A 26,018-nucleotide genomic window follows, 5' to 3' on the forward strand; every position below is an offset into this window, starting at 1 on the left:
ATCACGACACGGACTGGAGTTTCTCCTGCCGTGTGCGCGAACGGCTCAGCCGGCCCTGGGTCAGGGCGATCGCCAGCAGGACGACCGCCGCCCCGGCAGGCTGGTTCCAGGTGAGGTGCTCGCCCAGGACGAGCACTCCGGAGATCACGGCGAAGATCGGAATCAGGTAGGTGACGGTCGAGGTCGTGGTGACCCCCGCGACGGACTGGACCCGGTAGAGCAACAGGTAGGCGAGGCCGGTGCCGAGTCCGCCGAGCCCGGCCATGCTCCACCACACCTCGGCGGGGACCGAGGTGTCGACCAGCGGAACCCCCGCCAGCAGGGTGATCACCGCCAGCTGGACGGTGCCGGTCAGCAGCTGGCCGGTGGCCAGCACCACCGGTGCCTCGCCCCTGTTGCTGAGGAACCGTCCCATGTAGGCACCGCCGACGCCGTAGCAGAGCGCCGCGCCGAAACAGGCCAGGCTCCCCTGGAGCTGTCCCCCGCCAAGGGGCTGCCAGACGCCCAGAACGATCATCACTCCGGCGAATCCGACACCGAGCCCGGCCATCCGCGCCGGAGTGGGCCGCTCGGTGCGCAGCAGCAGGGTGAAGGCGAGTGTGCACAGGGGGGTGGTGGCGTTCCAGATCGCGGCCAGGACCGAGGAGACGTACTGCTCGCCGTACGCGAACAGGGTGAACGGCAATGTGGTCAGCACGATGGAGGCGACGGCGAAGTGCCCCCAGAGCCGGGGCTCGCCGGGGAGGGACCGGCGTGACAGCACGAGCACGAGGAGGAGCGTCGCGGCGCCGATGGCCATCCTGAGGAACGACACCTGCAGCGGGTGCAGCTCCTCCACCGCCACTTTGATGAAGAAGAAGCTGTTTCCCCAGATGGCCGCAAGTAGGACATATCCGGGCAACCACAGTTTCACATTGAGCTCCTCAGTAGATCTGGTAAGGAGCGTAACCACATTTCACCACGTAATCGATGGTTTATCCCTTCAACCCTGGCCACTCGGTAGATGACAATGAGCCCATGCGTCTGCCCGGTTGGTTCCGAGAGCGGATCGAATCCGCCCCGGTGGAGGGCGAACTTCGCGTCTCCACACTTGAGCTCTTCTTCGACCTGGTCTTCGTCTTCACCGTCACCCAGCTCACCAGCCTGCTGGTGAGCGGAGTACAGGAGGGAAAACCCGTAGAGGGCGCGTTACGCGCCCTGCTGGTGTTCGGCGTCATCTGGTGGATGTACGCGGGCTATGCCTGGTTGACCAACGCGGTTCCCCCGGTGCGAGCCGCCCGTCGGGTGCTGATGCTGCTGGGCATGGCCGGATTCATGATCGTGGCACTGGCGATCCCGTCGGTGTTCGAGCGCGACGGCATGGCGTTCGCGATCGGATACCTGCTGCTCGTCGCCGTCCACGCCGGACTGTATCTGCAGGCCACCGAGGCCTTCGCCCGGGTGATCCCGTTCAATCTCGCGGGGGTCACCCTGGTCGGCGTGGCGAGCTTCCTCGACGGGCCGTACAACCTTCTGCTCTGGGGCGCCGCGGTGGTGATGCTCTGGGGTAGCCCGTACTTCATCGGCCAGAAGGGCTTCGCCCTCAAGGCCGACCACATCGTCGAGCGCCACGGCCTGCTGGTGATCATCGTGCTCGGGGAGTCCGTCGTGGCGATCGGCATCGGCGCCCAGGGGCTTCACATCGACTTCACCCTCGGGCTGGCGGCGGTGCTCGGCCTGGCGCTGGCGGCCGGTCTGTGGTGGCTCTACTTCGGCGGCGACGACGAGGAGCGCGCCGAGGAGGCCCTGGCGGAGGCCGAGCCGATCCGGCGCGCCCGGATGATCCTCGGCGGCTACTTCTACGCGCACATCCCGATGCTGCTGGGCGTCGTCGCGGTGGCCACCGGGGTCAAGAAGCTGATCGGCCACCCGATGGACCCGCTGAAGCTGAGCGCCGCCGTCACCCTGACCCTGGGCGTCGCCCTGTTCATGGCGGGCAACGCCTGGTTCCGCCAGGTCATGGGCATCGAGGGCAACCTGCTGAGGGGCATCGGCGCGCTGATCACGCTCGCGACGATCCCTCTCGGGCTCTGGTCGGCCATGGCGCAGCTCGTCGTGCTGGTCGCGCTGGTGGCCGCGGTCATCGTGCTGGAGCGGCGCCTGACCTTCGCCCCGGAGCAACTCTCCGCCGAGCCGGCGGAATAGGCCGGGAGGGAACGGCGGGCCGTACGGCCGGCGGCCGCGGAGGGTCCGCGGCCGCCGCGGCCGCCTCAGGCGAGGCGCCCGCCGCCGTCGACGTGCAGCACCGTGCCGGTGACGTACGGGTTGCCGATGGCGAACAGGACGGCCTGGACCAGGTCTTCGGGGGTTCCCACGCGGCGGGCCGGATTCCGCTCCGCGACACCGCGCAGGAAGGCCTCCTTGTCTGCTCCCATCGCGTCCCAGGAGCCGGAGTCGACGATGCCGGGCGAGACGGCGTTCACCCGGATCGGCGCGAGCTCGACGGCCAGCGCCTCGACGAGGAAGGCCAGAGCGCCGTTGGTGGTGGCCATCACGGTGCGCCCGGGGGCGGGCCTCCAGGCCGCGACGCCGGAGAAGAAGGTGAAGGACCCCCCGTCGCGCACCTGCCCGGCCAGGTGCTTGGCGAGCAGCAGCGGTCCGATCACCTTGGCCGCGAACGCGCGCCGTACGGCGTCGAGGTCGAGCTGGGTCACCGGGCCGTTGGCGGGCATCGCCGCGGTCGACACCAGGTGGTCGAAGCCGCCGACCTCGACGGCGAGCTTGGCGATCGACTCCTCGTCCGAGAGGTCGACCGGCACCACCCGCGCCGGGCCGGCCATCTCACCGGCGGTCTGCTCCAGCGCGCGGAGGTCGGGACCGGCCAGGACGAGGTCGGCGCCCGCGGCGGACGCCGTCACCGCGAGCGAGCGGCCGGTGTGGGCACCGGCGCCGATGACGACCAGCCGGCTTCCCCGCAGGGAGGTGGAGACGGGTGCGAGAGGCGCGGAGGTCGGAACGGACATGGGAATTCCTTAGCAATAGACGATCATCGCCGTCGGCGACGGCCTTTTCACTCTGCGGGCAGGCCCGTTGATAAGTCCAATGCTTGTTTTATGCGCTTCCCATAAAAAACGCTCATACCAATGTTCTTCCGGCTTCCCGCCGGGGTCCCGCTTTACGCCCGCGCCGCGAGATCGATCGGTAACGTGACGTCGTTGGTAAGCACACTACTGATAACGAGCGATCTGCCCGAAGTGGGAGTGGAGATGACGGCGACGGTGGACTCACCGCATCCAGTGCCTTTCAACGCGGTCTGCCCGCTCATGGGGGTGGAGGAGGAATACCTGGTCGTCGATCCGGTGACGCGGGCGGTGGTGCCGCGGGCGGCCGCGGTGGTGGGGCGCGCCGCCGCCGGGCTGGGCGAGCGGGTGGGCGCCGAGATCACCCGGTTTCAGGTGGAGGCCAAGACGTCGCCGTGTGCCCGCGTCTCCGAACTGGAGGAGCAGCTGCGGCAGATGCGGTCGGCGGTGGCCTCGGCCGCACGGGACGAGGGGCTGGCCGCGGTTGCCTCGGGCACGCCCGTGCTGGGTGAGTTCGTCCCGCCGCCGATCACCGATCATCCGCGATACGACGTGGGAATCGCCACCTATCGGGCGTTGCATGACGAGCAGAGCATCTGCGCCGGTCACGTCCACGTGCACCTGCCGGATCGGGAGCGGGCGGTGCTGGTGGGCAACCACCTGCGGCCGTGGCTGCCGGTGCTGATCGCGATGACGGCCAACTCCCCGCTGTGGGCGGGCCGCGACACCGGATACGCCAGCTGGCGGACGCTGTGCTGGGGCAAGTGGCCGGTGGCCGGGCCTCCACCGTACTTCGCCTCCCTGGCCGAGTTCGAGGAGCTGGTCGGCTCGCTGACCGAGACCGGGGCGCTGGTGGATCCGGGGACGATCTTCTGGGACGTCCGGCCGTCGGCGCGGCTGCCGACGCTGGAGGTCCGGGTGACCGACGTGCCCGCCACCGCCGAGGAGTCCGCGCTGCTCGCGGCCGTGGTCCGGGCTCTGGTGGTGGTGTCCCTGGAGCGGGTGGAGCGCGGCGATCCGGGTCCGCGCCCGCCCGCGGAGCTGCTGCGGGCGGCGTACTGGCGGGCGGCTCGCGACGGCCTGGAGGGGCACGGCTTCGACCTGCTCACCGGCGAGCTGCGGCCGGCCGCCGACCTGGTCGCCGCCCTGCTGCGGCACATCCGCCCGGCTCTGGAGGAAACCGGCGACCTCGAGACGGTGACCCGGCGGCTGGAGCGGCTGCGCGTCGTCGGCACCGGGGCGGCACGCCAGCGGGCCGCCCACGACCTGCGTGGACGGCCCGCCGATGTGGTCGACTACCTGATAGAGCGGCTGGTGGACCGCGACGGCTCAGGGGCGTGGGGCTGACCCTCCCGCCGGCGACCGGTCAGGCGCGCCGCCGAGCTGCGCGGCCAGGAACGCGCGCAGCGGCTCGACGTGCCTGACGGGGTCGCGCCACTGCGCCAGGAGGTCTTCCAGCAGGTGCTGCTCGGCGATCATCTCGCCGTGCCGCCAGGCCCGGATGACCGGGTGGAGGAAGGCGCTCTCGTGCGCCCGCTCGGGGGTCGGGTGCCGCTGGATGGCGAACACGTCACCGTAGTCCTGGCGCCCCCAGCGCAGGGTGACGGTGAAGCAGAGGGAGTCGCCGGCGAACCGCTCGACCGCGTAGTCCTCCGGCAGGTCCGTGTGGTGCCGGATCTGCCCGGCCGCCTCGTCGACCACATACGCGTCACAGAGGTATTCGAACTGGGTCCACAGCGCCGAGCTGTAGTTCACCCGCTCCACCATGCCGGCGGTCAGCTGGCCCACGTCGATCGGCAACACCTGCTGGTCGAGCGGGACTCCGTCGTAACGCTCGGCGAGCAGGGCGGCCATGGCGCGCAGGTTGTAGCGGAACCCGTCGATGAAGGCCGAGGAGGCGCGTTTGAAGTCACGGGCCTGCATGAGCGTGCCGGCGAAGTAAAGACCGTCGACGTTCACCGACTGGAAGTCGGGGCGGATCGCCGGAATCCGCCCGTTCGGGGCGAGTTCCGGCCGGCAGGAGGGGTCGAAGATCGCGGTGTTCATGGTGAAGCCGGTGCAGCGCAGCACCCTGTCATATTCCAGCAGCGCCTGCTCCCCCTCGGCGAGGGTGTAGGTGATCGCCACCTTGTAGCGGTCACCCTCGCGCCAGATCCTGTCGACCTGGCATTCCAGCACGCCGTGCAGGGTCTTGAACCAGTAGCTGTCCAGCAGCGCGCCGTACTGGCCGCGCACGTGACCGGGGTGTTTGCTCGTCCACGCGAACCGGACCGGGCTCGGGCTGGCCAGGTGGATGACGGCGGCGTGGCCGAGCATGGCCTGGGCGACCTCGAACGCCGAGTTGCCCTTGCCGATGACCAGCACCCGCTGGTCGGTGAAATCCTCCCCGGAGACCGGCAGGTCCTCGTATCCCACGGCCAGCTCGATTCCGGGGATGTCGGGGATGTACGGCCCGCCCCAACCGGTCGCCATGATCAGGCATTCGGCGTGGAACACCTGACCGGCGGCGTGCACGACGAAGCGCCCGTCCACCTTCTCGACCCGGTCGACGGGCGTGGAGAAGCGCACGTTGAGCGCGTGCTCTCGCTGGAAGTCGGCGAGGTAGCGCAGCAGGTCGTCCGCGTGCGGGAAATACTCCTGCGAGTAGCGGGGGAACAGCAGCCCGGGCTCGTCGTTGAGCAGGGAGTTCCAGTCCCAGCGCAGGGCGATCTCCGGGTCCTTCTCGCTGATGTGGACCTTGTTCAGCGAGATCAGCCTGCGGTGGCGCGGGTAGCGGCGGAAGAAGCCTCCCGGGGCGGCCTCGCGTTCCAGGGTGAGGTAGTCGGCGCCGGCGCGCTGCAGGAAGTAGCTGAGCTGCAACCCGCCGGGCCCGGCACCGATGATCAGGTAGCGATGAGTACGCTCGCCGGGTCCCGTCACCGTCATCCCCGGTGCTCCGCCTCGGCGGGCGCGCCCGTGTAGCCGGCCGTGACGATCCGCTCGGCCGCCGTCGCGTAGACGGCCGGGTCGTCGGGGGCGATCGTGGCCAGTCCGTCGACGTAGCGGTTGTACATGCAGAACGCCGCCGCGATCAGCACCGTGTCGTGGATCTCCAGATCCGTCGCGCCCGCCTCCCGGGCGGCGGCGACGTCCTGTTCGGAGACCTTCTGCCCGCTCTCCTGCACCGCGCCTGCGATGACCAGCAACGCCCTGAGCTTGTCCGAGACCGGCGCGGCCCCCAGGTCGGCGCGGACCTGCTCCACCAACGCCATTCCCTCCGGCAGCTGCGCGGCGGCGAAGGCCGCGTGCGAGGAGAAGCAGAACCGGCACTGGTTCAGCGCCGACACGTACGCCGCGATCAGCTCCCGCTCCCCGCGCGACAGGGTGCTCTCCTCGAACAGCAGCACCTGGGCCAGTTCGTTCAGCGGCTTGGCGGTCTGCGGCCGGTAGCGGAGCAGGCCACGGATTCCCGGCTCGTCGGTGTTCAACGCGATATGCGGCATGTATTTCCTTCTGTGCCTTTGTGCCTTTGTGCCTTCTGTGGCCTTCTGTGGCCTTCTGTGGCCTTCTGTGGCCTTCTGCGGTCAGGGTGTGCCCGGACGATCCGGCGGAGACGGAGAGGTCACGCCGCTCCGGTCGGGGCGGGGGCGCAGCGGCAGGTCATCGCCGCCCGCTCGGCCCGGTTCGGCCTGCGGTGCAGCCACATGGCCACCACCATGGGCGCGAACACGACCGCGTTGTAGAACAGGTGCAGCTCGACGCGGGGCACCAGGAGCTGGATCAGGCTGGTCGGCACCGGCCGGCCAAGCAGGTTGTTGCCGGTCAACGCCTGGATGAGCAGCAGCAGGTGTTCCAGGTGGTGCCAGACCTGGATGCCCAGCGAGATGGTCCACCAGGTGCGGGCGCGCCCGGTGAAGCCCCGCCGGAGCAGGAGCAGCCCGGCGAGCATGACCAGCGCGTAGCCGTAGTGCATCCACTCGGAGGTCACCAGCCACGGGAACGGCCGCCCGAGCACTCCGCGCGCCTCCCGGAGCGGCCAGCCCAGGACGTAGATCTGTACGGCCTGCGCCACGTGCTCCGCCCAGTGCGCCAGCACGATCACCAGGAAGACGTTCAGCCCGGCCCGGTGGTAGTCCGTGTTCATCGAAGTGATCAGGCCCGCGCTGGGCGGCAACGCGCTCGACTGGCTCGCCATGGGTGTTCTCCACGCTGGTCGGGGGGTGCCGGGCAACCGGCGTACGTCTTCTTCTCCGCACTCCTCAAGAGCGCGGGTGTGCGTCTACGGCCACCGTCCGGAACCGGAGCAGGCCATTAGTTTCGGACATGTATAAATTGGTGTGAGAGGAGCGAGGCATGGACGAATCTCTTACCGGCACGGACCGGAACCGTTCATATAGTCGCGGCGAACAAATCCATCCGACAAACGCACATGATCGCCATGTCATCGCCCGGCTGTCAACGGCCAGTTTTCTGGTGGCCGCCTCATTCGATAGCCCCCGGCCAGTTCCCGTAAAGGCCATGACCATATGACCTTGCGGTAAGTCTGTTCTCACTCCCCTGTCCACTCACCTTGATCAGGCGTAGCGTCACCGACACCACGCAAAAAGGGCCGTTCGCCATAAGGAGGTCATTCATGTCCGAACACCCCAACGTTGCCCTCGCTCGTGACAGCTACGACGCCCTCGCCAAGGGCGACCTGGATTACATCCGCGACCACCTGCTCACCGATGACGTGATCTTTCACATTCCGGGCCGAGGTTCATTGGCCGGCGATTATCAGGGTAAGGAGCAGGTAATAAACTATCTCTCGCGCTTCACCGAAGCGGCCGGAAAGTCGATGAGGTTCGAGCCTGATTCGTTCCTGGCCAGCGAGGAGCAGGTCGCGGCGCTGCTCCGCATCCGGGGAGAGCGCGGCGACCGGGTTCTGGACGAGCGCGGCGTTCACGTGTTCCGCATCACCGACGGCAAGATCAGCGAGCGCTGGAGCTACCCGCACGACTCCCAGATCATCGACGAGTTCTTCGCCTGACCGCATCGCCATAGTCCCGCACCGCCGGGCGTTCAGGGCCGGCACCGGGCCGCCTCCCGTGACGGAGAACGCGCCACCGATCGGAAGAACCGGGTGTGGCCGCCTCATGGGTGTGGCCGCCGCAGAAGAACCGCGGCGGCCCGGGTGCCTGGTTTGCGTTGTTCCGATAAGGGCGGGTGTTTCCGATAAGAGCGGGTGTGCGTTCCCCGATGCCGCCATCAGGCCTGGCGCTGCGATTCGGCCAGCATCACCCGATACCCTCCGGTCATCCGCGCCCGCGCGGCGTAGTGGGCGGGGTCGTCGGAGGCAAGCGTGGCCAGGCCGTCGACATAGCGGTTGTACATGCAGAACGCCGCCGCGATCAGCACCGCGTCATGGATCTCCACATCCGTCGCGCCCGCCTCCCGGGCCGCGGTCACCTGCTGCCTGGACACCTTCTTCCCACCCTGTTGGACGGCGGCCGCGATGGCCAGCAGCGCCTTCATCTTGTCCGAGACCGGTGCCGCGTCCAGATCGGCCCGGACCTGATCCACCACCGCCATCCCCTCGGGCAGTCGCATGGCCGCGAAGGCCGCGTGCGTGAAAAAGCAGAACCGGCACTCGTTCAACGCCGACACATACGCCGCGATCAGCTCCCGCTCCCCACGGGTCAGAGTGCTCTCCCCGCACAACAACACCTCTGACAGCTCGTTCAACGGCAAAGCCGTCTCCGGGCGATATCGGAACAGGCCGCGAATTCCCGGCTCGTCGGTGTCCAAAGTGATGTGCGGTGCGAACTCCCCCGCATGATTGAACTGCCCCGGCCGAGCCGCCCCCGGCCATTCCACAGCGCATGAGGAAGCATCGGAAACAGGCACGTCCGGCAGCGTGACAGCACCGTTCGCGCTGGGCAAAGAGACAACTATGCTGGTCATGTCCTAACTCCTCTTCTCGGGTTGTCAACGCGTCCTCGCACAACCAACTTTGCGCGTCCCGTGGCCCGTGAAGTAGGAAAATCGAAGTCAGCAAGCTGCTCCCCGGCTGCCGCTTCCTGTCAATCCGGCACTTGACAGCTCCATATGTGCCGGCCAATCCATCCCGGCACCGGCAGGCGCGGCAGGCGAAAAAGAATCATCGGCGACCATCCGGCCGCGGCGATTGCGGAGACGACCGCGAAATCAATCCGCTCCACAGGGGGAAACCGGAAACAAGCCGCGCCGCGGCCGCAGGCGTGCCCCGGTCCGGATTCCTCCGGGAGCCCGGCTCCGGGAGGGAGCGATACGGCCTCCGGTCACAGCTCGGCCGTCAGCCGGGCGATCGCCCGCATCTTGTTCATCGCGTCGAGCGCGGCGACCTTGTAGGACTCGGCCAGCGTCGGGTAGTTGAACACGGCGTTGACCAGGTAGTCGATCGTCCCGCCGCAGCCCATCACCGTCTGCCCGATGTGCACCAGCTCGGTGGCCCCCGTACCGAACACATGGACGCCGAGCAGCCGCCGGTCCTCGGAGGAGACGAGCAGCTTGAGCATGCCGTACGAGTCACCGATGATCTGCCCGCGGGCCAGCTCACGGTAGCGCGAGATGCCCACCTCGAACGGGATCTTGTCACGGGTCAGGTCGTCCTCCGACTTTCCGACGAAGCTGATCTCCGGGATGGTGTAGATCCCGATCGGCTGTAGTTCATGCAGGTCCGTAACCGGTTCGCCGCACGCGTGCTGGGCCGCCAGACGGCCCTGCTCCATCGAGGTGGCCGCGAGCGCGGGGAAGCCGATCACGTCGCCGACGGCGTAGATGTGCGGGACGACGGTGGCGTAGTTCGCGTCCACCTCGATCCGGCCCCGGTCGTCGGCGGCGAGCCCCGCCATCTCCAGGCAGAGCTCGTTCGTCTGGCCCTGCCGTCCCGCCGAGTACATGACGCAGTCGGCGGGGATCTTCTTGCCGCTCTCCAGAACGGTCAGGGCCCCGCGCGGCCGTCGCTCGACCGCGGCGACGCTCTCGCCGAAGCGGAACGTCACGGCCAGATCCCGCAGATGGTATTTGAGCGCCTCGACGATCTCCAGATCGCAGAACTCCAGCATCCGCTCGCGCCGCTCCACCACGGTGACCTTGGTGCCGAGCGCCGCGAACATCGAGGCGTACTCGATGCCGATGACCCCGGCCCCGACGACGATGAGGGTTTCGGGCACCCGGTCGAGATGCAGGATCGCGTCCGAGTCGATGACCGTCCTGTCGTCGAACTCCACGCTGGACGGGCGTGCCGGTGACGTCCCCGTGGCAATCACGATCTTGTCGGCCGTGACCCTCCTCTCCTGGTCACCGACCACCCCGATCGTGTGGGAGTCCAGGAACCGCCCTGTCCCCTGCAGCATCGTCACGTGGTTGCGGCCCAGCTGGCTCCGGATCACCTGGATCTCACGGCCGATCACATGCTGGGTGCGCATCCCGAGGTCCGCGACCGTGATCTCTTCCTTCACCCGGTAACTCGCCCCGTACAGCTCCCGCTGGTTGAGCCCCGTGAGATAGAGGACCGCCTCGCGCAGCGTCTTCGACGGGATCGTCCCGGTGTTGATGCACACCCCGCCGATCATGTGTCTTTTCTCGACCACCGCGACCCGTTTGCCAAGCTTGGCCGCGGCGATCGCCGCCTTCTGCCCGCCAGGGCCGGAGCCCAGGACGAGAACGTCGAAGTCCCACATAAACCCAGTCTGAACGCCTTGGGCGCGCTCAGCCAGGCCCGTGGTGATTCACCCGTCCCGCAGGGTTCACGCCGGGACCCCGACCCGGTCCACGATCGCGTTCGCGCCCTCCTGGCGAGCGCAGTGCGCGCAGCAGAACCAGCGCCGGTCGGCCTGCACCCCGTGCCCGACGATCCTGACCCCGCAGTGCTCGCAGAGCGGTGCCATCCGCTGGATGGCGCACTCGAAGCTGTCGAAAACGTGCACCGCCCCCTGGGCGTGCACCTCGAAGCTCATGTCGTAGTCGTTACCGCAAACCTCACACTGAGCCATGTCTTCCCCCCGAAACTCACGGCGATTCCCGTTTGGGTCTACCCGTATCGGGCCTCGCTCAGTCCCATTCCCCACCCGGCTCAGGCGAGCATTCCCGCGACCAGCACCACGGCGACCAGGGCGAACACCACCAGCGCGGCCAGAGCCAGCGGGGCCAGCCGGGCGCGGACGTCACGCATGACGAGCAGGCGCCGGTTGGTCTCGATCCACCCACGCAACCGGGGCCAGGCGTACGGCAGCGCAGGATGAGCCAGTCGCGCCTCCCTCCCGCTCCGGACGATCAAGGAGCCGAAGGCCTCGATGATCCGGTCCTCCGGAACCCTGGCCTGCCGGAGCCCCGTCCCGCCGTCGGCGGAGACGGTGACGAGCCGGAGGAACACCTCCGACGCGAGCTCGCGCCCGGCCGGGTCCAGCGCGGCGTAGGCCTCCTCGGCAAGAGTGCCCAGCCCGGGATCGTCGCACTCCGTGCACAGCCTCGCCGCCATGTCCCTGCCCGCGGCGAGGAGCCCGTCCGCGGCGGGCGGAACGTTCACGACGCCCGGTCCCATCCTGCCGTTCCCCTCACCGAACGAGACCTCCGGCTCACCGGACGAGACTTCCGGGGCGCCGGACGAGACCTCCGGCTCACCGGACGGGACCTCCGGGTCACCGGACGAGGCCTCCGTGGCGGAACCGCCGTGGCCGCCGCCCTCCACGGGCGAGGAGCCCGCGTGAGCGTCCTCCTCGATCAGGGCGAGCAGCAGCTCGCGGGACGTGGGCCGGGCTCGCGGGTCCTTGTCCAGTGCGGCGGCGACCAGGGTGCGCAGGCCGCCGGGGAGCGGGCTCAGATCGGGGTCCACCGACAGAACCCGCTGCATGACGGCGCCCAGGCTCGCCGCCCTGAACGGATCCTTGCCGGTCGCGGCATAGAGCACGACCGCGCCCCAGGCGAACACGTCGGCCGCGGCGTTCCCCTCGTCCCCGGTGAACACCTCCGGCGCCGTGTAGGCGGGGGCGACGACCTCGAACCTGGGCGAGGCGGGCGCCATCCACAGAGCCCCCGCCACTCCGAAACCGACCACCCGGGGACCGCCTGGACCGAGCAGCACGTTGTCGGGCTTGAGGTCGCGGTGGACCACGCCCGCGTCGTGGATCGCGGTCAGCGCCGTGACCACGGCCGTGGCCAGGCAGCTCAGATCGTCCCCGGTGAAGATCCGGCCGGCCCGGCGCAGGCTGGGGCCCTGCACGTATTCGCTGACGATGTACGGCCTCGGCCCGTCGCAGTCGGCGTCGATCACGCCTGCCGTGCAGAAGGGGGCGACCCGCCGGGCCGCGGCCGTCTCCCCCGCCAGCCGCTCCCGCAGCTCCGGGCCGCCGTGCGGCACCTTCACGACCACCCGCCGCCCACCGGGATCATAGGCCTCGTAGACCACACCCCGGCCGCCAGCGCCCAGGCGTCCGGCCAGCCGGTAGTCCCCCAGGCGCTGCGGATCCCCCTCGATCAGACTCGCCGCGACTCTCATGTGGCTTTGGACGTGATCTCCGGAGAGAAAGTTCTAATTAACCAGGACATATATCGCGATACGGCACTTCGCCCAGATATGTCTTCCACTCCTCGGGCGACAGGGTCCGGTCTGCCCGCGCGCACACCTCGGCCGCCACCCGCTCCGGGGCGACCGGATGCTCGGCCAGGGTGCCGGCCGAGTCGACGGTGATGAGCCGGGACCCGTCGGCCGTGAACGCCAGCGCCCGGAGGTCCCCGGTTCCCGTGGTGATCGGCTGGCCGAGGCGGCGTCCGGTCGCGAGGTCCCACAGCGCCACCGACCGATCGTCGACCGTGGCGGCGACCACGTCTCCTCTCGGGGAGTAGGCCAGCCCGACCTCTGTCCTTCCACGGGTGCCGGACCGGATCAGGGAGCCCACCCGCCTCCTGCCGCCGGTCTCCCACGCCGAGATCCGCCCGCCCAGGTCGGCGGTGGCGAAGCGGGAGCCGTCCTTGCTGAAGGCCAGCGAGGTCACCGGGACGCTGACGGTCGGCGAGCCGTACGTGTCACCGAACGCCTTCCCGGTCGCCACGTCCAGCATCCTCTGCTCACCTCCGGCGATCGCCAGCGCCTTGCCGTCCGGGGTGAACCTCACCGCCTCGACGTACTGCTGGGCTCGGGCCCAGCGGTGACGGCCGCTGGGCACGTCCCACAGGTGGACTTCTCCGTCGGGCTCGTTCTCGGCGTCGTAGTAGAGGACGTAGGAGGCCACGGCGGTTCCGTCGGCGTTCAACGCCAGGGCGGGCACCTGCCCTCCCCTGCCGGTCTCGACGGCGGCGACGCGCTCGAAGGTCGCGGTGTCCCAGATCGTGATCCTGGAGCTCTCCCCGCCGGTGTTGATCGCCAGCCGTTTCCCGTCGCCGCTGAAGGCCATCTCGAAGTAGCCGTCGGCTCCCTTGGGACCGATGTTCAGGGCCGCGAGGGGCACGCGCCGCCGGACGTCCCAGAGCCGGACCTCGCCGGCCTGCTCGTCCCTGGAGGCGAGCAGACGCCCGTCGGGACTCAGCGCCGCCCAGTGGGTGCCGGCGTTCTTGAGCGTGACGGGCCCGGTCGCGGCGGAGATGTCGAGGGTGGTGACCGAGTCCTCCGTCAGATAGCGCAGCGTGCGCCCGTCCGGGTCGAAGGCCATGACGGGCATGAACGTGTCGATCTTCTGGGTGATCAGGAGCCGGCGGTCCTCGACCCGCCAGAGCTTGATGCTCATATCGCTCGCCGCCGCCAGGAAGCGCCCGTCGGGGCTGAACAGCAGCGTGCCGTCGTTACCGTCGAGGAACGGGAGGTCCGAGCCCAACTCCGCTCCGGTGGCCGCGTCGTACAACCGGACGGTGTTTCCCCTGCCGACCGCGATCCTCTTTCCGTCGGGGCTGTAGGCCACGTGTATCGCGCAGCTGGTGCACCGCTTGCCTAGCGGGATCCTGCCCAGGTTGGCGAGGGTCCAGGCCGTCGCCTCACCGTCGAGGCTGCCGGCGGCCAGCCCGCGCCCGTCGGCCGACGTGTCGAGGTTGATGCCCGCGACGGGCGGGGACTGCTTGCTTCCGGTCGTGAGGTTCCAGACGGTGAAGCCCTGCCCCTGCGTGACCAGGACCAGGTTCTCTGCCTGGCCGAAGAAGGCGTTGGTGTCGCCGCCGCCGTTGCGTCCCTGGACGGGGAAGGTGGCGCCGGTCGGTCTGCCCTTCGCCATGTCCCAGATCTTCAGCTCCCGTCCGCTGATCACGGCGAGCAGCTTGCCGCTCGGGCTCAGCGCGACCCCTCGCAGGTCGTCGCCGATGCCCTTGAACCCCCCGGCGCGTTTGCCGGTCCGCACGTCCCAGACCCGCACCTCGCCCTCACCCGCGCTGACGAGTGTGCGCCCGTCACGGCTCAGCGCCCGGAGCGTCTGCACCGCGGTGGCCGGGTCGTGGAAGGTGGCCGTCTCCCGCTGCGCCAGCGAGCCGGTCATGCTCGCCCTCGCCTCGGTCACCGGGGCGAGCCGCCAGGCGGCCACGCTGAGCAGCATGGCCCTGACCGGATCGCCGACCCGAAGCGAGTCGGCCGTGGCGGCGAGCTGGCGGGCCTCCGCCTGGTCACGCTGGAGCGCGATGGTGACGCTGCGCGCGTCGGCCACCCTGCTCTGCTGTACGGCGAGCGCCCCGGCGGCCAGCGCCACCACCAGCAGCACGGCCAGTGTCATGGAGACCAGCCGGCCCCGGCGGGCACGGCGCCTGGTGAGGGCGGCGCCCGCCTCCAGGAAGTCGCGCTCGACCGGGCTGAGCGTGATGTTGCGGCGGCCGGTGGCCGCCCAGTTCATGGCGTTCTCCAGGGTGCTGCCCTGGAACAGGTCGCCGTCCCGGCGGCCCTGTGTCTCCCAGTGCCGCGCGGCGGCGAGAATCCCCCGGTGCACGGCCAGGCCGTCCCGGTTGGCCTGGACCCACAGGCGCAACCGGGGCCAGGCCTGCGGCAGCGCGGGCCGCGACAGCCAGACCTCCTGGTCGTCGTGCGCGACGAGATAGGTGAAGACTTCGAGCAGTCGCCGGACGGCGGCCACCTCGCCCTCCGGCCGCCCGTCGAGGAACTCGGCCCAGCGCGCCCGCCGTACGGTCTGCTGGTCGTCGTCGGTCACGGTGACCAGCCGCAGGAACACCTCGGGGGCCAGCTCTCGCTCGGCCTGGCCGAGCACGGCGTAGGCCTCCTCCGCGAGGGTGCCGAGCGCGGGGTCGGCGGAGGCGGCGCGGACCTGGGCTCCGGCGTTGCTGCCCGCCGCGAGCAGCCGCGGGGTGTCGAGGCGGCCGTCCCCGCTGACCAGGGCGAGCAGCAGTTCCCTGGCCGACGGCCGATCCTGGGGGTCCTTGGCGAGCGAGGCGGCGATGAGCGGGCGCAGTTGCTCGGGCAGCATGTCCAGCTGGGGCTGGACGGAGAGCACGCGGTGCATGACGCCGCCCAGGCTTTCGGCCCGGAACGGGTCCGTCCCGGTCGCGGCGAAGACCATGATCCCGCCCCAGGCGAACACGTCGGCGGGCATGCCCGCGCGCTGGCCCATGAAGATCTCGGGAGCCATGTAGGTCGGGGTGCCCGCCACCATGCCGGTCGCGGTCAGGGACATGTCCACCGTGCGGGCGATACCGAAGTCGATAACCCGGGGCCCGTCCGGGCCGAGCAGCACGTTGTCGGGCTTGAGGTCGCGGTGGATGACCCCCGCGTCGTGGATGGCGGTCAGCGCGGTGGCGATCGCGGTCGCGAGGCGGTGCAGGTCGCCGCCGTTGAAGCGGCGCCCGTCGGCGACGGCCTTGCGCAGGCTGGGGCCCTCGACGTATTCGGAGACGATGTACGGCCTGGGCCCCTCGAGATCGGCACCGATCACGGCCGCCGTGCAGAACGAGGAGACCCTCCGGGCGGCGACGGCCTCGCGTCCGAACCGGTCGCGCAGTTCGGGGTCGGCCCCCGCGTCGCTGTGCAGCACCTTGATCGCGACACGTCTGCCCTCGGCGTCGTAGGCCTCGTAGACCACGCCCTGGCCGCCCGCGCCCAGCCGCCCGGCCAGCCAGTAACCACCCAGCCGCTGCGGATCCCCATCGATCAGTCCGGTGCTCATCTCACTCTCCGTTCACCGGCTTGTTGGACGCACCGGTGGACAACATAGTTCGCCCGATGTCACACACTCGGGAGATGTCTCGTCCTCCTTACGTGAACAACGATGAAGGTCTCGCGGCCGAGTTCGCCGTCATCCGGCCGCGGCTGGTGGGCGTGGCCTACGGGCTGCTCGGCAGCCTCGACGAGGCCGAGGACGTGGTCCAGGACGCCTGGTTCCGGCTGGGCCGGGCCGGCCACGCGGAGATCCAGGACATCACCGGCTGGCTGGTGGTCACGGTGTCCAGGCTCGCCCTGGACGTGCTGCGCTCGGCACGCGTGCGCCGGGAGGACTACGTCGGGCCGTGGCTGCCCGAACCGGTGGTGGCCGAGGCCGAGGCCGACCCGGCGGACAGGGTGACGCTGGCCGAGTCGATGAGCCTGGCCATGCTGGTGGTGCTGGAGTCGCTCAGCCCGGCCGAGCGCACCGCGTTCGTGCTGCACGACGTGTTCGGGCTGGCCTTCGACGAGGTGGCGCAGGCGGTCGGGCGCTCCGCCGCCGCCTGCCGCCAGCTCGCCGCCCGTGCCCGCAAGCACGTCGCCGCCCGGGCTCCCCGGTTCGAGGTGGACGCGGCCGAGCACCGCCGGGTCGTGGACGCGTTCGCCCGCGCCAGCGTGGGAGGCGACATCGACACCCTGCTGGCGCTGCTCGACCCGGACGTGGTGCTGCGCAGCGACGGCGGCGGCCTGGTGACCGCGGCCAGGCGGCCGATCTACGGCGCCGACCGGGTGGCCCGCTTCGTGATCGGGGTGGTCGAGCGGTTCGGCACGGCCGCCGACCGGATCATGCCGACCACGGTCAACGGCTGGCCTGGGCTGTTGGGGTTCAGAGGCGGGGAACTTCGCGCCGTCTACGGGCTGACCGTGGCCGGCGGCAGGATCACCGGGATCGACATCGTGATGAATCCAAAGAAACTGAGGAGTGTTCGATGAAGGCACGGATGAACATCGGAGAGCTCGCCCCTGAGGGCTACCAGGCCATGCTCGGCCTGGAGAAGTATCTGGCCGGCTGCGGCCTGCCGCACGCCACGCTGGAGCTGGTGAAGCTGCGGGCCAGCCAGATCAACGGCTGCGGCTTCTGCGTGGACATGCACAGCCACGACGCCAAGAAGGCCGGTGAGAGCGACGAGCGCCTGTTCTCGGTGGCCGCCTGGCGGGAGGCGCCGTACTACACCGACGCCGAGCGCGCGGCGCTGGCGCTGGCGGAGGAGGCCACCCGGCTCGCCGACCGGGGGGAGACGGTGCCCGACCACGTGTGGGACGAGGCCGCCAGGCATTACGAGCCGGAGGTGCTGGCCGCGCTGGTGATCGCGATCGCGACGATCAACGCGTGGAACCGGATCGCCGTCACCACGCGCGCGGTCGCCGGTTCATTGCGCAATCCAAAAGGTTGATCCGGGCCTTGACACGGAGCTAGGTTGGCTCGCATGGGCATCCGTGCGAGCCGGCCTCCACCGGCCGGATGCACCGTGACGTGGAGCGCACCCGAGGAAAGGGGGGCAGACCCATGCGACGTTCCAGGGTTATCCGGTCGCGGAACCAGCGCCGTCACACCCACACGTTCGGCCTGGACCTGAGAACTCCGTCGGGCCGCCGACTCCCTTACTGATGACCCCATCTTTACGATGGTTTTATGCGGTGATCTGTAGATATCTCGTGTAACGAAATCATCACGCCGGGGGGGCCAATGAGGAGACTTGCGGTCGTGCCGCCACGCGTCGCGCGGCTCAAGATCAGGGATATCCGTTCCGCGCCACATCGCAGGACCGCCGGTGACGCCAAGGTCGTCGATCTGCGCGCCTACACCGGGCGGAACGTCATACGTTTCCCGAACCCGGGCGGCCCCACCTCCGCCGCCTGACACTCCTCGAAAAGACCCGGCGAGAAGAGCCACCGAGAAAGGCCCGCCACCGCGGGCCTTTCTCCGTTTCCGGCCTCTGGTTGAATGTCGCCCCTTGGCCTCCTCCCCACGACCGAGGCCGAGGCGTTACAGCCCTCATGAGGCTGGATCTTGCTCAAGGAGTTTCGATGAATGAGTTGTCCGTGACGGAGCGCACCCGGCACCGCCGTTTCAGGGAGAAGGGCCGGACCGACAGGACCGCTCTTTACGAGGTGCTGAACGCCGGGTTCGTCTGCCACCTCGGTGTGATCGCCGACGGCGTGCCGATGGTGGTGCCCACGGTTTACGGCTTCGACGCCGACCACCTCTACGTCCACGGTTCGGTGGCCAGCCGGAGCCTGACCGGACCGGAGAGCACGGGGCGGGTCCTGCCGCGAGCCGGGGACGACGTGGTCGCGGACACGGTCTGCGTGACGGTCACCCACGTGGACGGTCTGGTTCTGGCCAGATCGGTGTTCGAACACGGGGTCAACTACCGCTCCGCCATGGTGTACGGCGTGCCCCGGACGCTGCAAGGCGAGCAGAAGCTGGAGGCTCTTCGGATCCTGACCGAGCACGCCGCCCCGGGCCAGTGGGACTACGCCCGGCAGCCCAGCCGCAAGGAGCTGGCCGCGACGACCATTCTGGCGATCTCCCTGGCGGAGGCGTCGGTCAAGGTGAGCGCGGGTCCGCCCGACGACGGGGACGGGCCGGACGCCGAGCTGGGCCTCTGGGCGGGCGTGCTGCCGCTGGCCACCACCTGGCTGGCTCCGGTCCCCGACCCCTTGCTGCCGGAGGGCGTCGCGCTGCCCGATCACATCGGCGAGCGCGCGGGCACACGGCTGTCCTGAGCCGCGGCGCGGCGGCCGGTCCGCCGCGCGTGACGCCACGCCGTCAGGACGAGCCCGGCGAGGACGAGGCCGGTGAGGATCGCGGCGAGCGTCAGGGCGCGTGAGGTGCCGCCGGCCATGCCGTGGGCGATGACGCCCATCACCGCCACGCCGAGGATCGCGCCCACCTGACGGGCCGCGTTGAGCAGGCCGCCCGCCGTGCCCGCCGTACCCGCGGGGGCCGTTGCGACGACGTCGGCGACCAGGGCGGGGAGGCAGCACGACAGACCGAAGCCAATCATGATCATGCCGGGGATCGAGGGGGCCGCGAGCAGGCCCCCGGTCAGCAGGACAAGGCCGGCGAGGACGGACGGCCTGGGGCCGTACCGGGCGACGACACGGCCGGTGAGAAGCGCGTTGAAGGTCATCGGGACGGTCAGCGGCAGGAACGCCAGCCCCGCCTCCATCGGTGTGAGGTTCCGCTCCCCCTGGAGGAGGATGGTGATCACGAAGAGCGCGCCGGAGAAGGCGAAGTTCACTACTCCTCCGGTGAGCAGACCGGGCCAGGAGGCGCGGAGCAGGCCGTTCGGCAGGGTGGGCGCGGGGCCGCGCCGCTCCAGCATGATCAGTACGGCGAGCGTCACGAGGGCGAGCACGGCCACGGCGGCGGAGGCGTCGGTGATCGCCGCAGCCAGCAGGGCGAGGAAGGCGCAGGCCATGATCTGTGTCCGCCAGCCGATCCGGCGCGATCCCGCGGCGGAGACCAGGCCCCGGACGCTGAGGAGGCTCAGGGCGGCGAGCGGCGGGTTGACGAGGAAGACGGCGCGCCAGCCGTACGACTCCACGAGCAGGCCGCCGAGGAGCGGGCCCGCCGCGAGCGCGGTGCCGGTGAGCCCCGCCCACACTCCCATGGCCCGCGCCCGCCGCGCGGGGTCGGGGTAGAGCTGGGCGATCAGCCCGAGAGAGCCGCCCAGGCAGAGCGCGCCCGCGAGGCCCAGCAGCGCCCGCAGGGCGACGAGGATCTCCAGGTTCGGCGCGAAAGCGCACACCAGGGAGGTCACCACGAACCCGGCGACGCCCAGCCGGAACACCCGGGCCGCGCCGTACCGGTCGGAGACCGCCCCGCCGGTCAGAAGCGACGCGGCGAACGCGATCGTGTACCCGTTGACGGCCCATTGCTGCCCGGCGAACGATCCGCCCAGGGAGGCACGCAGGTCAGGCAGGGCGATCGTGAGGACGGTGGTGTCGAGGAGGACGAGGAAGTAGGCAAGGGAGATCCCGGTGAGCCGCCGGGAGGATGCTGTCACGGACATGCGGGTTACTCTGCGGAACCGGGCATCCCACCTCAACAGCCGCAGCCGTACGGGGCGTTCGGGAAAACCGTATGCTCGCCGCATGGATTTGCGGCAGTTACGGGGATTCGTCGCGGTCGCCGGGGCAGGCACGATCACCGGGGCGGCGCACCTGCTGGGCCTTGCGCCGGCGTCGGCGTCGGAACAGATCCGCAGGCTGGAGAAGTCCCTCGGCGTCACGCTCTTCGAGCGCACCCCGCAGGGCATGCGGCTCACCGAGCCGGGACGGATCCTGCTCGCCGAGGCCCGCGGGCTGCTCGACCACGCCGAGGCGGTGCGCCTGGCCGTCACCGGGCAGCGGCGGAAGGTCAGGGTGGGCGCTCTGGAGATGCTGGTCGCCACCCGCCTGCCCGGCATCACGCAACGCCTGGCCGAGCGCCGTCCCGACATCGACCTCGACGTCACCGCGCTCCCCCGGCACCTGATACTCGACGGGGTCGCCCAGGGCACCCTCGACGCCGGGCTGCTGCTCGACTCCGGCGTGCAGGTCGGCGCCCTCGGTTTCGCGCCACCGCCCGAGCTGGACTTCCTCGACGTGGGAGAGGTACGGCTGGCGCTGGTCGCGGCCCCGGCCGGGCAGGCCGGCACCCTGCTGGTGACCGGGCCCCTCTGCTCGATCCGGATGGCCACCGACCGGGTGTTCGGTCCCGGCGGCGAGCGCCGGGAGCTGTCCAGCATCGTCGCCGTCAGGGAGTGGGCCAAGCAGGGGCTGGGCAGGGCCGTGCTGCCCGACTTCGCGATCGCCGACGACCTGGCGGCAGGCACCCTGGTCCCGATGGAACCCCAGGTCCCCAGCCTGGCCCTGCGCGTGGTCTGGCTCGGCGGGCGGGAGGAGGGGCTGCGCGACGTGCTCTACGCGATGAGCTCGTGAACCTCCGGGCGATCCGCTCTAACGAACCTCTAACGGACAGCGTGTCCACATATACCCTGAGGACATGGAGAGAGCAGACGCCGCGCGCAATCGGGCGCGCATCCTGGAGGCCGCGGGGGAACTGTTCGCGGCCAAGGGCGCGCCGAACGTCACCATGGACGACATCGCCCGGGCGGCCGGGGTGGGGCGCGGCACGTTGTACCGCCGCTATCCCGACCGGGCCGCGATCGCGATCGCGATGCTCGACGAGCACGAGAAGGCACTGCAGCAGAAACTGATCGGCGGCCAGGCGCCCCTGGGCCCGGGGGCGCCCCCCGCCGAGCGGCTGGCCGCGTTCTACGCGGCGATGGTGGAACTGCTGGAGTCCCACGCCCACCTGGTGCTGGGCGCCGAGACAGGGCGACCGCGGTTCGCCACCGGCGCCTACGGCTTCTGGCGGGTGCACGTGCGCTCGCTGCTGGTCGCCGCCGAGGTGCCCGACCCCGACGCGCTGGTCGAGATCGCGCTCGCCCCCCTGGCCCCCGAGGTCTACACCCACCAGCGGACCGAGCGGGGCCTCAGCCCCGAGCGGATCGCGACGGCTCTGGGCGAGCTCGCCCACCGGCTGCTCGCAGGAGCCCGGCCAGTTCCTCAGGGTGCGTGATCTGGGGATAGTGCCCGGCACCCCGGATCAGGGTGACGGGCCTGTCCACGACCAGCGGATCGGCCGCCCCCGTGACGATCGTCACCGGCACCTCGATCCGGTCGAGCAGCCGGCGCAGCTCGTCCCGCGCGGCGTAGGCCGCGCGCATCGCCTCGACCACCCGGCGCGCGGCCCCGGGGCGGCGCAGCTCCGCGACCGCGCCCGCAGGAATGCCGAGGCTCTCCCCCAGGCGGGCTCTCGGCATCCGGCGCAGCGCCGGAACGGCCATCCTTGAGCGGGGGAACCAGCCGGAGGGCTTCTGCAGGAATGCCGGCGCGACCAGGACGACGGCCGCCACCCGGCCGGGATGGGAGTGCGCGTACCGCAGGACGGGCCCGCAGCCGAAGGAGTGGCCGACCAGCACCGGCCGTGTCCCGACCGGTTCCAGCAGGGCCGACGTCCAGTCGCCGAGCGAGCGGGCGGGCGCGGAACGGCCCAGGCCCGGCAGGTCGGCGGCCAGGACCGGGGCGTCCAGCCGCTCGCTCACGGCCGCCCACGAGTCCGCGTCCAGCGGCAGCCCGTGCAGCAGCACGTACTCGGGGTTCTCCCGCTCACCCGTCACCCAGGTCCTGCTTCCCGCCACATCCGTGAACCCGTACGGCCCGCGCGGCGGGACCCCTTCGCCGAACCGGGCGCCGACCAGCCCGTCGGCCCACCGCCTGAGCGTTTCCCCGACCGGGGGCATGCTCAGCCCGGCCCGCTCCGCGAACGCCAGGGCCGGGGCGGTGTCGTAGCGGTCGCCGGACATGAACGACAGCGTCTCGGCGTCGGCCCCGGTGATCGCGCGAGGCAGGCGCCGTACCACCGGGACCGGGATCGTCCAGCGGGGCGCGGGCACACCCATGTGCCCGGCGAGCAGCCCGACCAGGTCCGGCAGGTTGGGCGTCTCGTCGTCGAGGACCCAGTAGGCCTTGCCCTCCGTCTCCTCGTGCTCGGGCAGGGCGGCCATGAAGCGGGCGAAGTAGTCGCCGTCCACGACGGGCAGGAAGACATCCGGCCCGCCCGGCAGGGCGGGAAGCCGCCCCTGCCAGAGGTCCCGCACCAGTGATGCCAGGCCGATGAACTGGTCGGGGCCGATCACGGTGCTGGGGTTGGCGATCGTCAGCGGGACGCCCAGCTCGCGGGCCCGGGCCCGCACGGCCGCGTCGGCCTCCCTTTTGGACGCCTCGTAGGCGCCGTGACGGTAGTCCGCGGAGCCGCCGCTGACGCGGTAGCCGCTGATGTGGACCAGGCGGCGCAGGCCGGGCCGGGTGGCGGCCCAGTCCGCCACGTTGAGCGCCCCGGTCACGTTGACCCTCCGCGCCTCCTCGACGCCGAGCCCGAAGGCGAAGCGGGCCGCGGCGTTGTAGACGTCGCGCACCCCGTCCAGGCCTTCGAGGCCGAGGCCGGGCACGGTGATGTCGGCGGTGACGACGGTCAGCCCCGCCGTGTCCACCTGCTGCCCGGCGAGCCAGGACGTGAGCCGGTCTCCCGGACCGCGTACGGCGGCGGCCACGCGGCGCCCCTGGCGGAGCAGCTCCGCGACCAGGGAACGCCCGATGAATCCCGCCGCGCCGAAGACGATGGAGTCGGGGGTCACACGATCACCTCATAATAGATCGGTCTACATATTTTATGGGCATGCGAAGGCCGAGGCCCGCCGGAGCGGGCCCCGTCAGAGCAGCGCCAGGATCCGGCGGGCCACCCGGTCGAGCGGCTCCCGGCTGCGGTGGGCCCGCGCCAGCAGCAGCGCCCCCTCGATCAGGGCGAGGACGGTGACCGCCACGTCGCCGGCCTCCGCGTGCCCGTCGGCGGCCAGCCGCTCGCGCAACATGTCCTCCCAGGAGCCGTAGACCTCCGAGCAAACCTCCTGCAGCGCGTCGTTGACGGCCGCCATCTCCAGCGCGACCGTGGCCACCGGGCAGCCCCGGCGCCACCCGGACGCCTCCAGCCGGTCGCCGAGCAGCGTCAGCACGCCCTGGATCAGGCTCGCGGTGTCGGGCGCGGTCTCGGCCAGGTCCCGCACGAGAAGGCCGATCTCGTGACCGGCCCGCCGTACGGACTCCCCGACCAACTGGTCCTTGCCACCGGGGAAGTGGAAGTAGAGCGAACCGCGTGGCGCCCCGCTCGCCGCGACCACCTGGTTCAGCCCGGCCCCGAAGTAGCCGCCGCCCTCGATCAGATCCTGCGTCGCGTCCAGCAACCGGCCGCGGGTCTCCTCACCTTTCCGTCCCATGACTAAAAAGTAGACCGGTCTTCTTATTATTGGCAAGCCCTCTGGTGAGAAACAGCAGAACCAGGGGAAATCACCACGCCGAAAGCGAGCGTGACGACCTGGCCGGCCACGACCGCCGATGACAAGGATGTTCTCTGTCATGCATCCAGGAACCGGCGAGCCCCGGGAAACGCGACAACCTGTCCTTCTGAAATTCGTTTTCAGAACGGAATAGTTTGTTCCATGAGCTATATTGATGGCATGGAGACAACGACCACGGCACCCATGAGCGGCCGGAAAGCCCAGGCCGCCCGTAACGACCAGGTGATCCTCGAAGCCGCGCGCGCGGTCTTCGTCGCCGACCCCGGCGCCCCGATCTCGGCCGTCGCCGAACGCGCCGGAGTGGGCATCAGCGCGCTCTACCGCCGCTACGCCAGCAAGGAAGACCTGCTCCGCAAGCTCTGCTCGGACGGCCTGAAGATCTACATCGCCGAAGCCGAGGCGGCCCTGGCCGACGAAGGCGACCCGTGGAGCGCGTTCACCGGCTTCATGCGCCGCATCGTGGACGCCGACACCCACTCCCTGACACTCAACCTGGCCGGCACCTTCACTCCTGACGAGGGCCTCCACAGGGACGCCGTCTACGCGGGCGAACTCTCCACCCAGATCTTCCGGCGCGCCGAGGAGGCCGGCGCCCTCCGCCCCGGCCTGGAAGTCGCCGACATGACGATGGTCTTCGAGCAGCTGGCCGCCATCCAGCTCGGCGACGAGACCCGGACCTCCCAGATGAGGCACCGATACCTGGCCCTGATGCTCGACGCCATGCACCTGGCCTCGGCCTCCCCCCTGCCCGGCCCGCCCCCCGGCGTCGAGGAGGTCAACCGGCGCTGGACCGTCCACTGAGGTGACCCGTTCCCGGAGTGCCGGGCCGGACGTGCCGCGCGGGCGGAACCGGGGCGGGCGGCGAGGAAGCCGCCCCGCTCTCAGGCGGACGCGCGGAAGGCCCTGCGGTAGGCCGAGGGCGAGGTGCGCATCGTCCTGGTGAAGTGGTGGCGGAAGGTCACCGGGCTGTCGAAGCCCACCGCGACCGCGATCTCCTCGACGGGAGCGGCGGTGGACTCCAGCAGCGGCAGGCTGGCCGCGACCCGCTGAGAGATCACCCAGCGCAGCGGGCTGGTCCCGGTCTGGCGGCCGAAGTGCCTGATGAAGGTGCGCTGCGACATGTGAGCGACCCTGGCCAGCTCGGCGACCGTGATCGGCTCGGCCAGGTGGTCCAGCGCCCAGGCCATCGCGGTGGCCACCGCGTCGTCGTCCTCCACCGGCGTGACCGCCGCCTGGATGAACTGGGCCTGGCCCCCCTCCCTGTGGGGAGGGATGACGAGCCTGCGCGCGACCGAGTTGGCCACGGTCGGCCCGTGGTCCTTGCGGACCAGATGGACCAGCAGATCCAGCCCGGCCGCGCTGCCCGCGCTGGTCAGCACGTCGTCGCCGTCCACGTAGAGCACGTCGGGATCCACCAGGACCCGCGGGAACCTGCGCTGCAGCAGTTCGGCGTACTTCCAGTGGGTGGTCGCCCGGCGGCCGTCCAGCAGCCCGGCGGCGGCCAGTGCGAACGCCCCCGAACAGATCGAGACGATCCTCGCCCCCCGGGAGTGCGCCGTTCTCAGCGCCGCGAGGAGGTCCGGCGACATCGCGTCGCGCACGTCCGGGACCCCGGGCACGATCACCGTGTCCGCCTCCGCGACGACGTCGAGCCCGTGCTCGGCCCGCATGGTGAAACCGCCGATGATCCGCAGGTCGGCCGGGGTCTCGGCGCAGACCGTGAGGTCGTACCAGGGCACGTCCAGCTCGGGCCGGGGGATGCCGAAGATCTCCACGACACAGCTCAGTTCGAAGGGCGTCATTCCGTCGAAGGCGAGCACGGAGACGGTACGGCGCGTCGGCGGCGAAATCGACATGGCGGGATCTTAGCGATAAGCGGCATTCACGCCACTGTTGAGCCGCATGCCGGGACAGGCACCATTTCCTCAT

24 protein-coding genes are annotated in these 26,018 nt (G+C 70.4%); 10 read left to right on the top strand and 14 right to left on the bottom strand.

The window, feature by feature from the left end; all coding sequences use genetic code 11:
- Position 1 precedes the first annotated feature (1 nt).
- Positions 2–913 carry a DMT family transporter gene (locus ACFY2X_RS19200; RefSeq protein WP_389939811.1) on the bottom strand — a complete coding sequence of 304 codons (912 nt, stop codon included), beginning with the start codon at positions 911–913 and terminating at the stop codon, positions 2–4.
- A 104-nt stretch (positions 914–1,017) separates the two neighbouring features.
- Between ACFY2X_RS19200 and ACFY2X_RS19205 the strand changes: the two genes are divergently transcribed.
- Positions 1,018–2,184: a low temperature requirement protein A gene (locus tag ACFY2X_RS19205; protein WP_389939812.1), complete on the top strand. Its 1,167-nt coding sequence runs from the start codon at positions 1,018–1,020 to the stop codon at positions 2,182–2,184.
- A gap of 65 nt (positions 2,185–2,249) precedes the next feature.
- On the opposite strand, the gene ACFY2X_RS19210 is transcribed toward ACFY2X_RS19205, so the two are convergent.
- The gene (locus ACFY2X_RS19210) at positions 2,250–3,002 is read right to left on the bottom strand and encodes an SDR family oxidoreductase (RefSeq protein WP_389939813.1); all 753 of its coding nucleotides are present in this window, start codon (positions 3,000–3,002) and stop codon (positions 2,250–2,252) included.
- A 243-nt stretch (positions 3,003–3,245) separates the two neighbouring features.
- On the opposite strand from ACFY2X_RS19210, the gene ACFY2X_RS19215 reads away from it, so the two are divergent.
- Positions 3,246–4,406, top strand: a complete 1,161-nt coding sequence (locus ACFY2X_RS19215) for a glutamate--cysteine ligase (protein ID WP_389939814.1) — start codon at positions 3,246–3,248, stop codon at positions 4,404–4,406.
- Here the strand turns inward: ACFY2X_RS19215 and ACFY2X_RS19220 are convergent.
- The 3 genes from ACFY2X_RS19220 to ACFY2X_RS19230 all read right to left on the bottom strand — a co-directional run bounded on the left by ACFY2X_RS19220 (position 4,389) and on the right by ACFY2X_RS19230 (position 7,233).
- Complete coding sequence (locus tag ACFY2X_RS19220) at positions 4,389–5,984, bottom strand: NAD(P)-binding domain-containing protein (protein WP_389939815.1); 1,596 nt, start codon at positions 5,982–5,984, stop codon at positions 4,389–4,391. The two genes, ACFY2X_RS19215 and ACFY2X_RS19220, sit on opposite strands and share 18 nt — an antisense overlap.
- Complete coding sequence (locus ACFY2X_RS19225; protein WP_389939816.1) at positions 5,981–6,541, bottom strand: carboxymuconolactone decarboxylase family protein; 561 nt, start codon at positions 6,539–6,541, stop codon at positions 5,981–5,983. The genes ACFY2X_RS19220 and ACFY2X_RS19225 overlap by 4 nt, the downstream gene beginning before the upstream one ends.
- A gap of 119 nt (positions 6,542–6,660) precedes the next feature.
- The gene (locus ACFY2X_RS19230; protein ID WP_389939817.1) at positions 6,661–7,233 is read right to left on the bottom strand and encodes a hypothetical protein; all 573 of its coding nucleotides are present in this window, start codon (positions 7,231–7,233) and stop codon (positions 6,661–6,663) included.
- Between the two features lie 438 nt (positions 7,234–7,671).
- Here ACFY2X_RS19230 and ACFY2X_RS19235 point away from each other — a divergent pair, with 438 nt between their 5' ends.
- Positions 7,672–8,067, top strand: a complete 396-nt coding sequence (locus ACFY2X_RS19235) for a nuclear transport factor 2 family protein (protein WP_389939818.1) — start codon at positions 7,672–7,674, stop codon at positions 8,065–8,067.
- 218 nt (positions 8,068–8,285) lie between these two features.
- Here the strand turns inward: ACFY2X_RS19235 and ACFY2X_RS19240 are convergent, their stop codons facing one another.
- The 5 genes from ACFY2X_RS19240 to ACFY2X_RS19260 form a co-directional block, all read right to left on the bottom strand.
- Complete coding sequence (locus tag ACFY2X_RS19240; protein ID WP_389940008.1) at positions 8,286–8,894, bottom strand: carboxymuconolactone decarboxylase family protein; 609 nt, start codon at positions 8,892–8,894, stop codon at positions 8,286–8,288.
- Positions 8,895–9,337: 443 nt separating this feature from the next.
- Positions 9,338–10,741, bottom strand: a complete 1,404-nt coding sequence (gene sthA, locus ACFY2X_RS19245; RefSeq protein WP_389939819.1) for a Si-specific NAD(P)(+) transhydrogenase — start codon at positions 10,739–10,741, stop codon at positions 9,338–9,340.
- A gap of 66 nt (positions 10,742–10,807) precedes the next feature.
- Positions 10,808–11,053 carry a hypothetical protein gene (locus tag ACFY2X_RS19250; protein ID WP_389939820.1) on the bottom strand — a complete coding sequence of 82 codons (246 nt, stop codon included), beginning with the start codon at positions 11,051–11,053 and terminating at the stop codon, positions 10,808–10,810.
- Positions 11,054–11,133: 80 nt separating this feature from the next.
- Complete coding sequence (locus ACFY2X_RS19255; RefSeq protein WP_389939821.1) at positions 11,134–12,555, bottom strand: serine/threonine-protein kinase; 1,422 nt, start codon at positions 12,553–12,555, stop codon at positions 11,134–11,136.
- 37 nt (positions 12,556–12,592) lie between these two features.
- Entirely contained in the window at positions 12,593–16,144 is a 3,552-nt protein-coding gene (locus tag ACFY2X_RS19260; RefSeq protein ID WP_389939822.1) for a protein kinase, read from the bottom strand.
- A gap of 74 nt (positions 16,145–16,218) precedes the next feature.
- Between ACFY2X_RS19260 and sigJ the strand changes: the two genes are divergently transcribed.
- The 4 genes from sigJ to ACFY2X_RS19280 all read left to right on the top strand — a co-directional run bounded on the left by sigJ (position 16,219) and on the right by ACFY2X_RS19280 (position 18,909).
- On the top strand, positions 16,219–17,112 hold the full coding sequence (gene sigJ, locus ACFY2X_RS19265) for an RNA polymerase sigma factor SigJ (protein WP_389939823.1): 894 nt from the start codon (positions 16,219–16,221) through the stop codon (positions 17,110–17,112).
- The gene (locus ACFY2X_RS19270) at positions 17,109–17,573 is read left to right on the top strand and encodes a carboxymuconolactone decarboxylase family protein (protein ID WP_389939824.1); all 465 of its coding nucleotides are present in this window, start codon (positions 17,109–17,111) and stop codon (positions 17,571–17,573) included. Before sigJ ends, ACFY2X_RS19270 begins: the two co-directional genes overlap by 4 nt.
- 311 nt (positions 17,574–17,884) lie before the next feature.
- Positions 17,885–18,040 (top strand): hypothetical protein, encoded by a 156-nt coding sequence (locus ACFY2X_RS19275; protein ID WP_389939825.1) that lies wholly within the window; start codon positions 17,885–17,887, stop codon positions 18,038–18,040.
- A gap of 167 nt (positions 18,041–18,207) precedes the next feature.
- Complete coding sequence (locus tag ACFY2X_RS19280) at positions 18,208–18,909, top strand: pyridoxamine 5'-phosphate oxidase family protein (RefSeq protein ID WP_389939826.1); 702 nt, start codon at positions 18,208–18,210, stop codon at positions 18,907–18,909.
- Here the strand turns inward: ACFY2X_RS19280 and ACFY2X_RS19285 are convergent.
- Positions 18,873–20,201, bottom strand: coding sequence for an MFS transporter (locus tag ACFY2X_RS19285; RefSeq protein ID WP_389939827.1), 1,329 nt, complete (start codon positions 20,199–20,201; stop codon positions 18,873–18,875). The two genes, ACFY2X_RS19280 and ACFY2X_RS19285, sit on opposite strands and share 37 nt — an antisense overlap.
- Positions 20,202–20,283: 82 nt before the next feature.
- Here ACFY2X_RS19285 and ACFY2X_RS19290 point away from each other — a divergent pair, with 82 nt between their 5' ends.
- Entirely contained in the window at positions 20,284–21,111 is an 828-nt protein-coding gene (locus tag ACFY2X_RS19290; RefSeq protein WP_389939828.1) for a LysR family transcriptional regulator, read from the top strand.
- A 64-nt stretch (positions 21,112–21,175) separates the two neighbouring features.
- The gene (locus ACFY2X_RS19295) at positions 21,176–21,754 is read left to right on the top strand and encodes a TetR/AcrR family transcriptional regulator (RefSeq protein ID WP_389939829.1); all 579 of its coding nucleotides are present in this window, start codon (positions 21,176–21,178) and stop codon (positions 21,752–21,754) included.
- Here ACFY2X_RS19295 and ACFY2X_RS19300 read toward each other — a convergent pair.
- The gene (locus ACFY2X_RS19300) at positions 21,669–23,372 is read right to left on the bottom strand and encodes an alpha/beta fold hydrolase (RefSeq protein ID WP_389939830.1); all 1,704 of its coding nucleotides are present in this window, start codon (positions 23,370–23,372) and stop codon (positions 21,669–21,671) included. The genes ACFY2X_RS19295 and ACFY2X_RS19300 overlap by 86 nt on opposite strands.
- Before the next feature lie 75 nt (positions 23,373–23,447).
- A complete protein-coding gene (locus ACFY2X_RS19305; protein WP_389939831.1) occupies positions 23,448–24,008 on the bottom strand; it encodes a TetR/AcrR family transcriptional regulator in 561 nt (186 codons plus the stop codon).
- A 240-nt stretch (positions 24,009–24,248) separates the two neighbouring features.
- Between ACFY2X_RS19305 and ACFY2X_RS19310 the strand changes: the two genes are divergently transcribed.
- The gene (locus tag ACFY2X_RS19310; protein ID WP_389939832.1) at positions 24,249–24,890 is read left to right on the top strand and encodes a TetR/AcrR family transcriptional regulator; all 642 of its coding nucleotides are present in this window, start codon (positions 24,249–24,251) and stop codon (positions 24,888–24,890) included.
- An 80-nt stretch (positions 24,891–24,970) separates the two neighbouring features.
- Here ACFY2X_RS19310 and ACFY2X_RS19315 read toward each other — a convergent pair whose 3' ends face one another.
- Complete coding sequence (locus tag ACFY2X_RS19315; protein WP_389939833.1) at positions 24,971–25,945, bottom strand: helix-turn-helix domain-containing protein; 975 nt, start codon at positions 25,943–25,945, stop codon at positions 24,971–24,973.
- Between the last annotated feature and the right edge of the window lie 73 nt (positions 25,946–26,018).

Source organism: Streptosporangium sp. NPDC000396, from assembly GCF_042898655.1.
GTDB lineage: Bacteria > Actinomycetota > Actinomycetes > Streptosporangiales > Streptosporangiaceae > Streptosporangium.

Coding starts and splice junctions, on each gene's coding strand:
- ACFY2X_RS19230 (WP_389939817.1), bottom strand. CDS start 7,233: ATGGCGAGCCAGTCGAGCGCGTTGCCGCCCAGCGCGGGCCTGATCACT.
- ACFY2X_RS19315 (WP_389939833.1), bottom strand. CDS start 25,945: ATGTCGATTTCGCCGCCGACGCGCCGTACCGTCTCCGTGCTCGCCTTC.
- ACFY2X_RS19295 (WP_389939829.1), top strand. CDS start 21,176: ATGGAGAGAGCAGACGCCGCGCGCAATCGGGCGCGCATCCTGGAGGCC.
- ACFY2X_RS19215 (WP_389939814.1), top strand. CDS start 3,246: ATGACGGCGACGGTGGACTCACCGCATCCAGTGCCTTTCAACGCGGTC.
- sthA (WP_389939819.1), bottom strand. CDS start 10,741: ATGTGGGACTTCGACGTTCTCGTCCTGGGCTCCGGCCCTGGCGGGCAG.
- ACFY2X_RS19305 (WP_389939831.1), bottom strand. CDS start 24,008: ATGGGACGGAAAGGTGAGGAGACCCGCGGCCGGTTGCTGGACGCGACG.
- ACFY2X_RS19250 (WP_389939820.1), bottom strand. CDS start 11,053: ATGGCTCAGTGTGAGGTTTGCGGTAACGACTACGACATGAGCTTCGAG.
- ACFY2X_RS19210 (WP_389939813.1), bottom strand. CDS start 3,002: ATGTCCGTTCCGACCTCCGCGCCTCTCGCACCCGTCTCCACCTCCCTG.
- ACFY2X_RS19220 (WP_389939815.1), bottom strand. CDS start 5,984: ATGACGGTGACGGGACCCGGCGAGCGTACTCATCGCTACCTGATCATC.
- ACFY2X_RS19290 (WP_389939828.1), top strand. CDS start 20,284: ATGGATTTGCGGCAGTTACGGGGATTCGTCGCGGTCGCCGGGGCAGGC.
- sigJ (WP_389939823.1), top strand. CDS start 16,219: ATGTCTCGTCCTCCTTACGTGAACAACGATGAAGGTCTCGCGGCCGAG.
- ACFY2X_RS19285 (WP_389939827.1), bottom strand. CDS start 20,201: ATGTCCGTGACAGCATCCTCCCGGCGGCTCACCGGGATCTCCCTTGCC.
- ACFY2X_RS19270 (WP_389939824.1), top strand. CDS start 17,109: ATGAAGGCACGGATGAACATCGGAGAGCTCGCCCCTGAGGGCTACCAG.
- ACFY2X_RS19225 (WP_389939816.1), bottom strand. CDS start 6,541: ATGCCGCATATCGCGTTGAACACCGACGAGCCGGGAATCCGTGGCCTG.
- ACFY2X_RS19205 (WP_389939812.1), top strand. CDS start 1,018: ATGCGTCTGCCCGGTTGGTTCCGAGAGCGGATCGAATCCGCCCCGGTG.
- ACFY2X_RS19280 (WP_389939826.1), top strand. CDS start 18,208: ATGAATGAGTTGTCCGTGACGGAGCGCACCCGGCACCGCCGTTTCAGG.
- ACFY2X_RS19255 (WP_389939821.1), bottom strand. CDS start 12,555: ATGAGAGTCGCGGCGAGTCTGATCGAGGGGGATCCGCAGCGCCTGGGG.
- ACFY2X_RS19310 (WP_389939832.1), top strand. CDS start 24,249: ATGGAGACAACGACCACGGCACCCATGAGCGGCCGGAAAGCCCAGGCC.
- ACFY2X_RS19235 (WP_389939818.1), top strand. CDS start 7,672: ATGTCCGAACACCCCAACGTTGCCCTCGCTCGTGACAGCTACGACGCC.
- ACFY2X_RS19260 (WP_389939822.1), bottom strand. CDS start 16,144: ATGAGCACCGGACTGATCGATGGGGATCCGCAGCGGCTGGGTGGTTAC.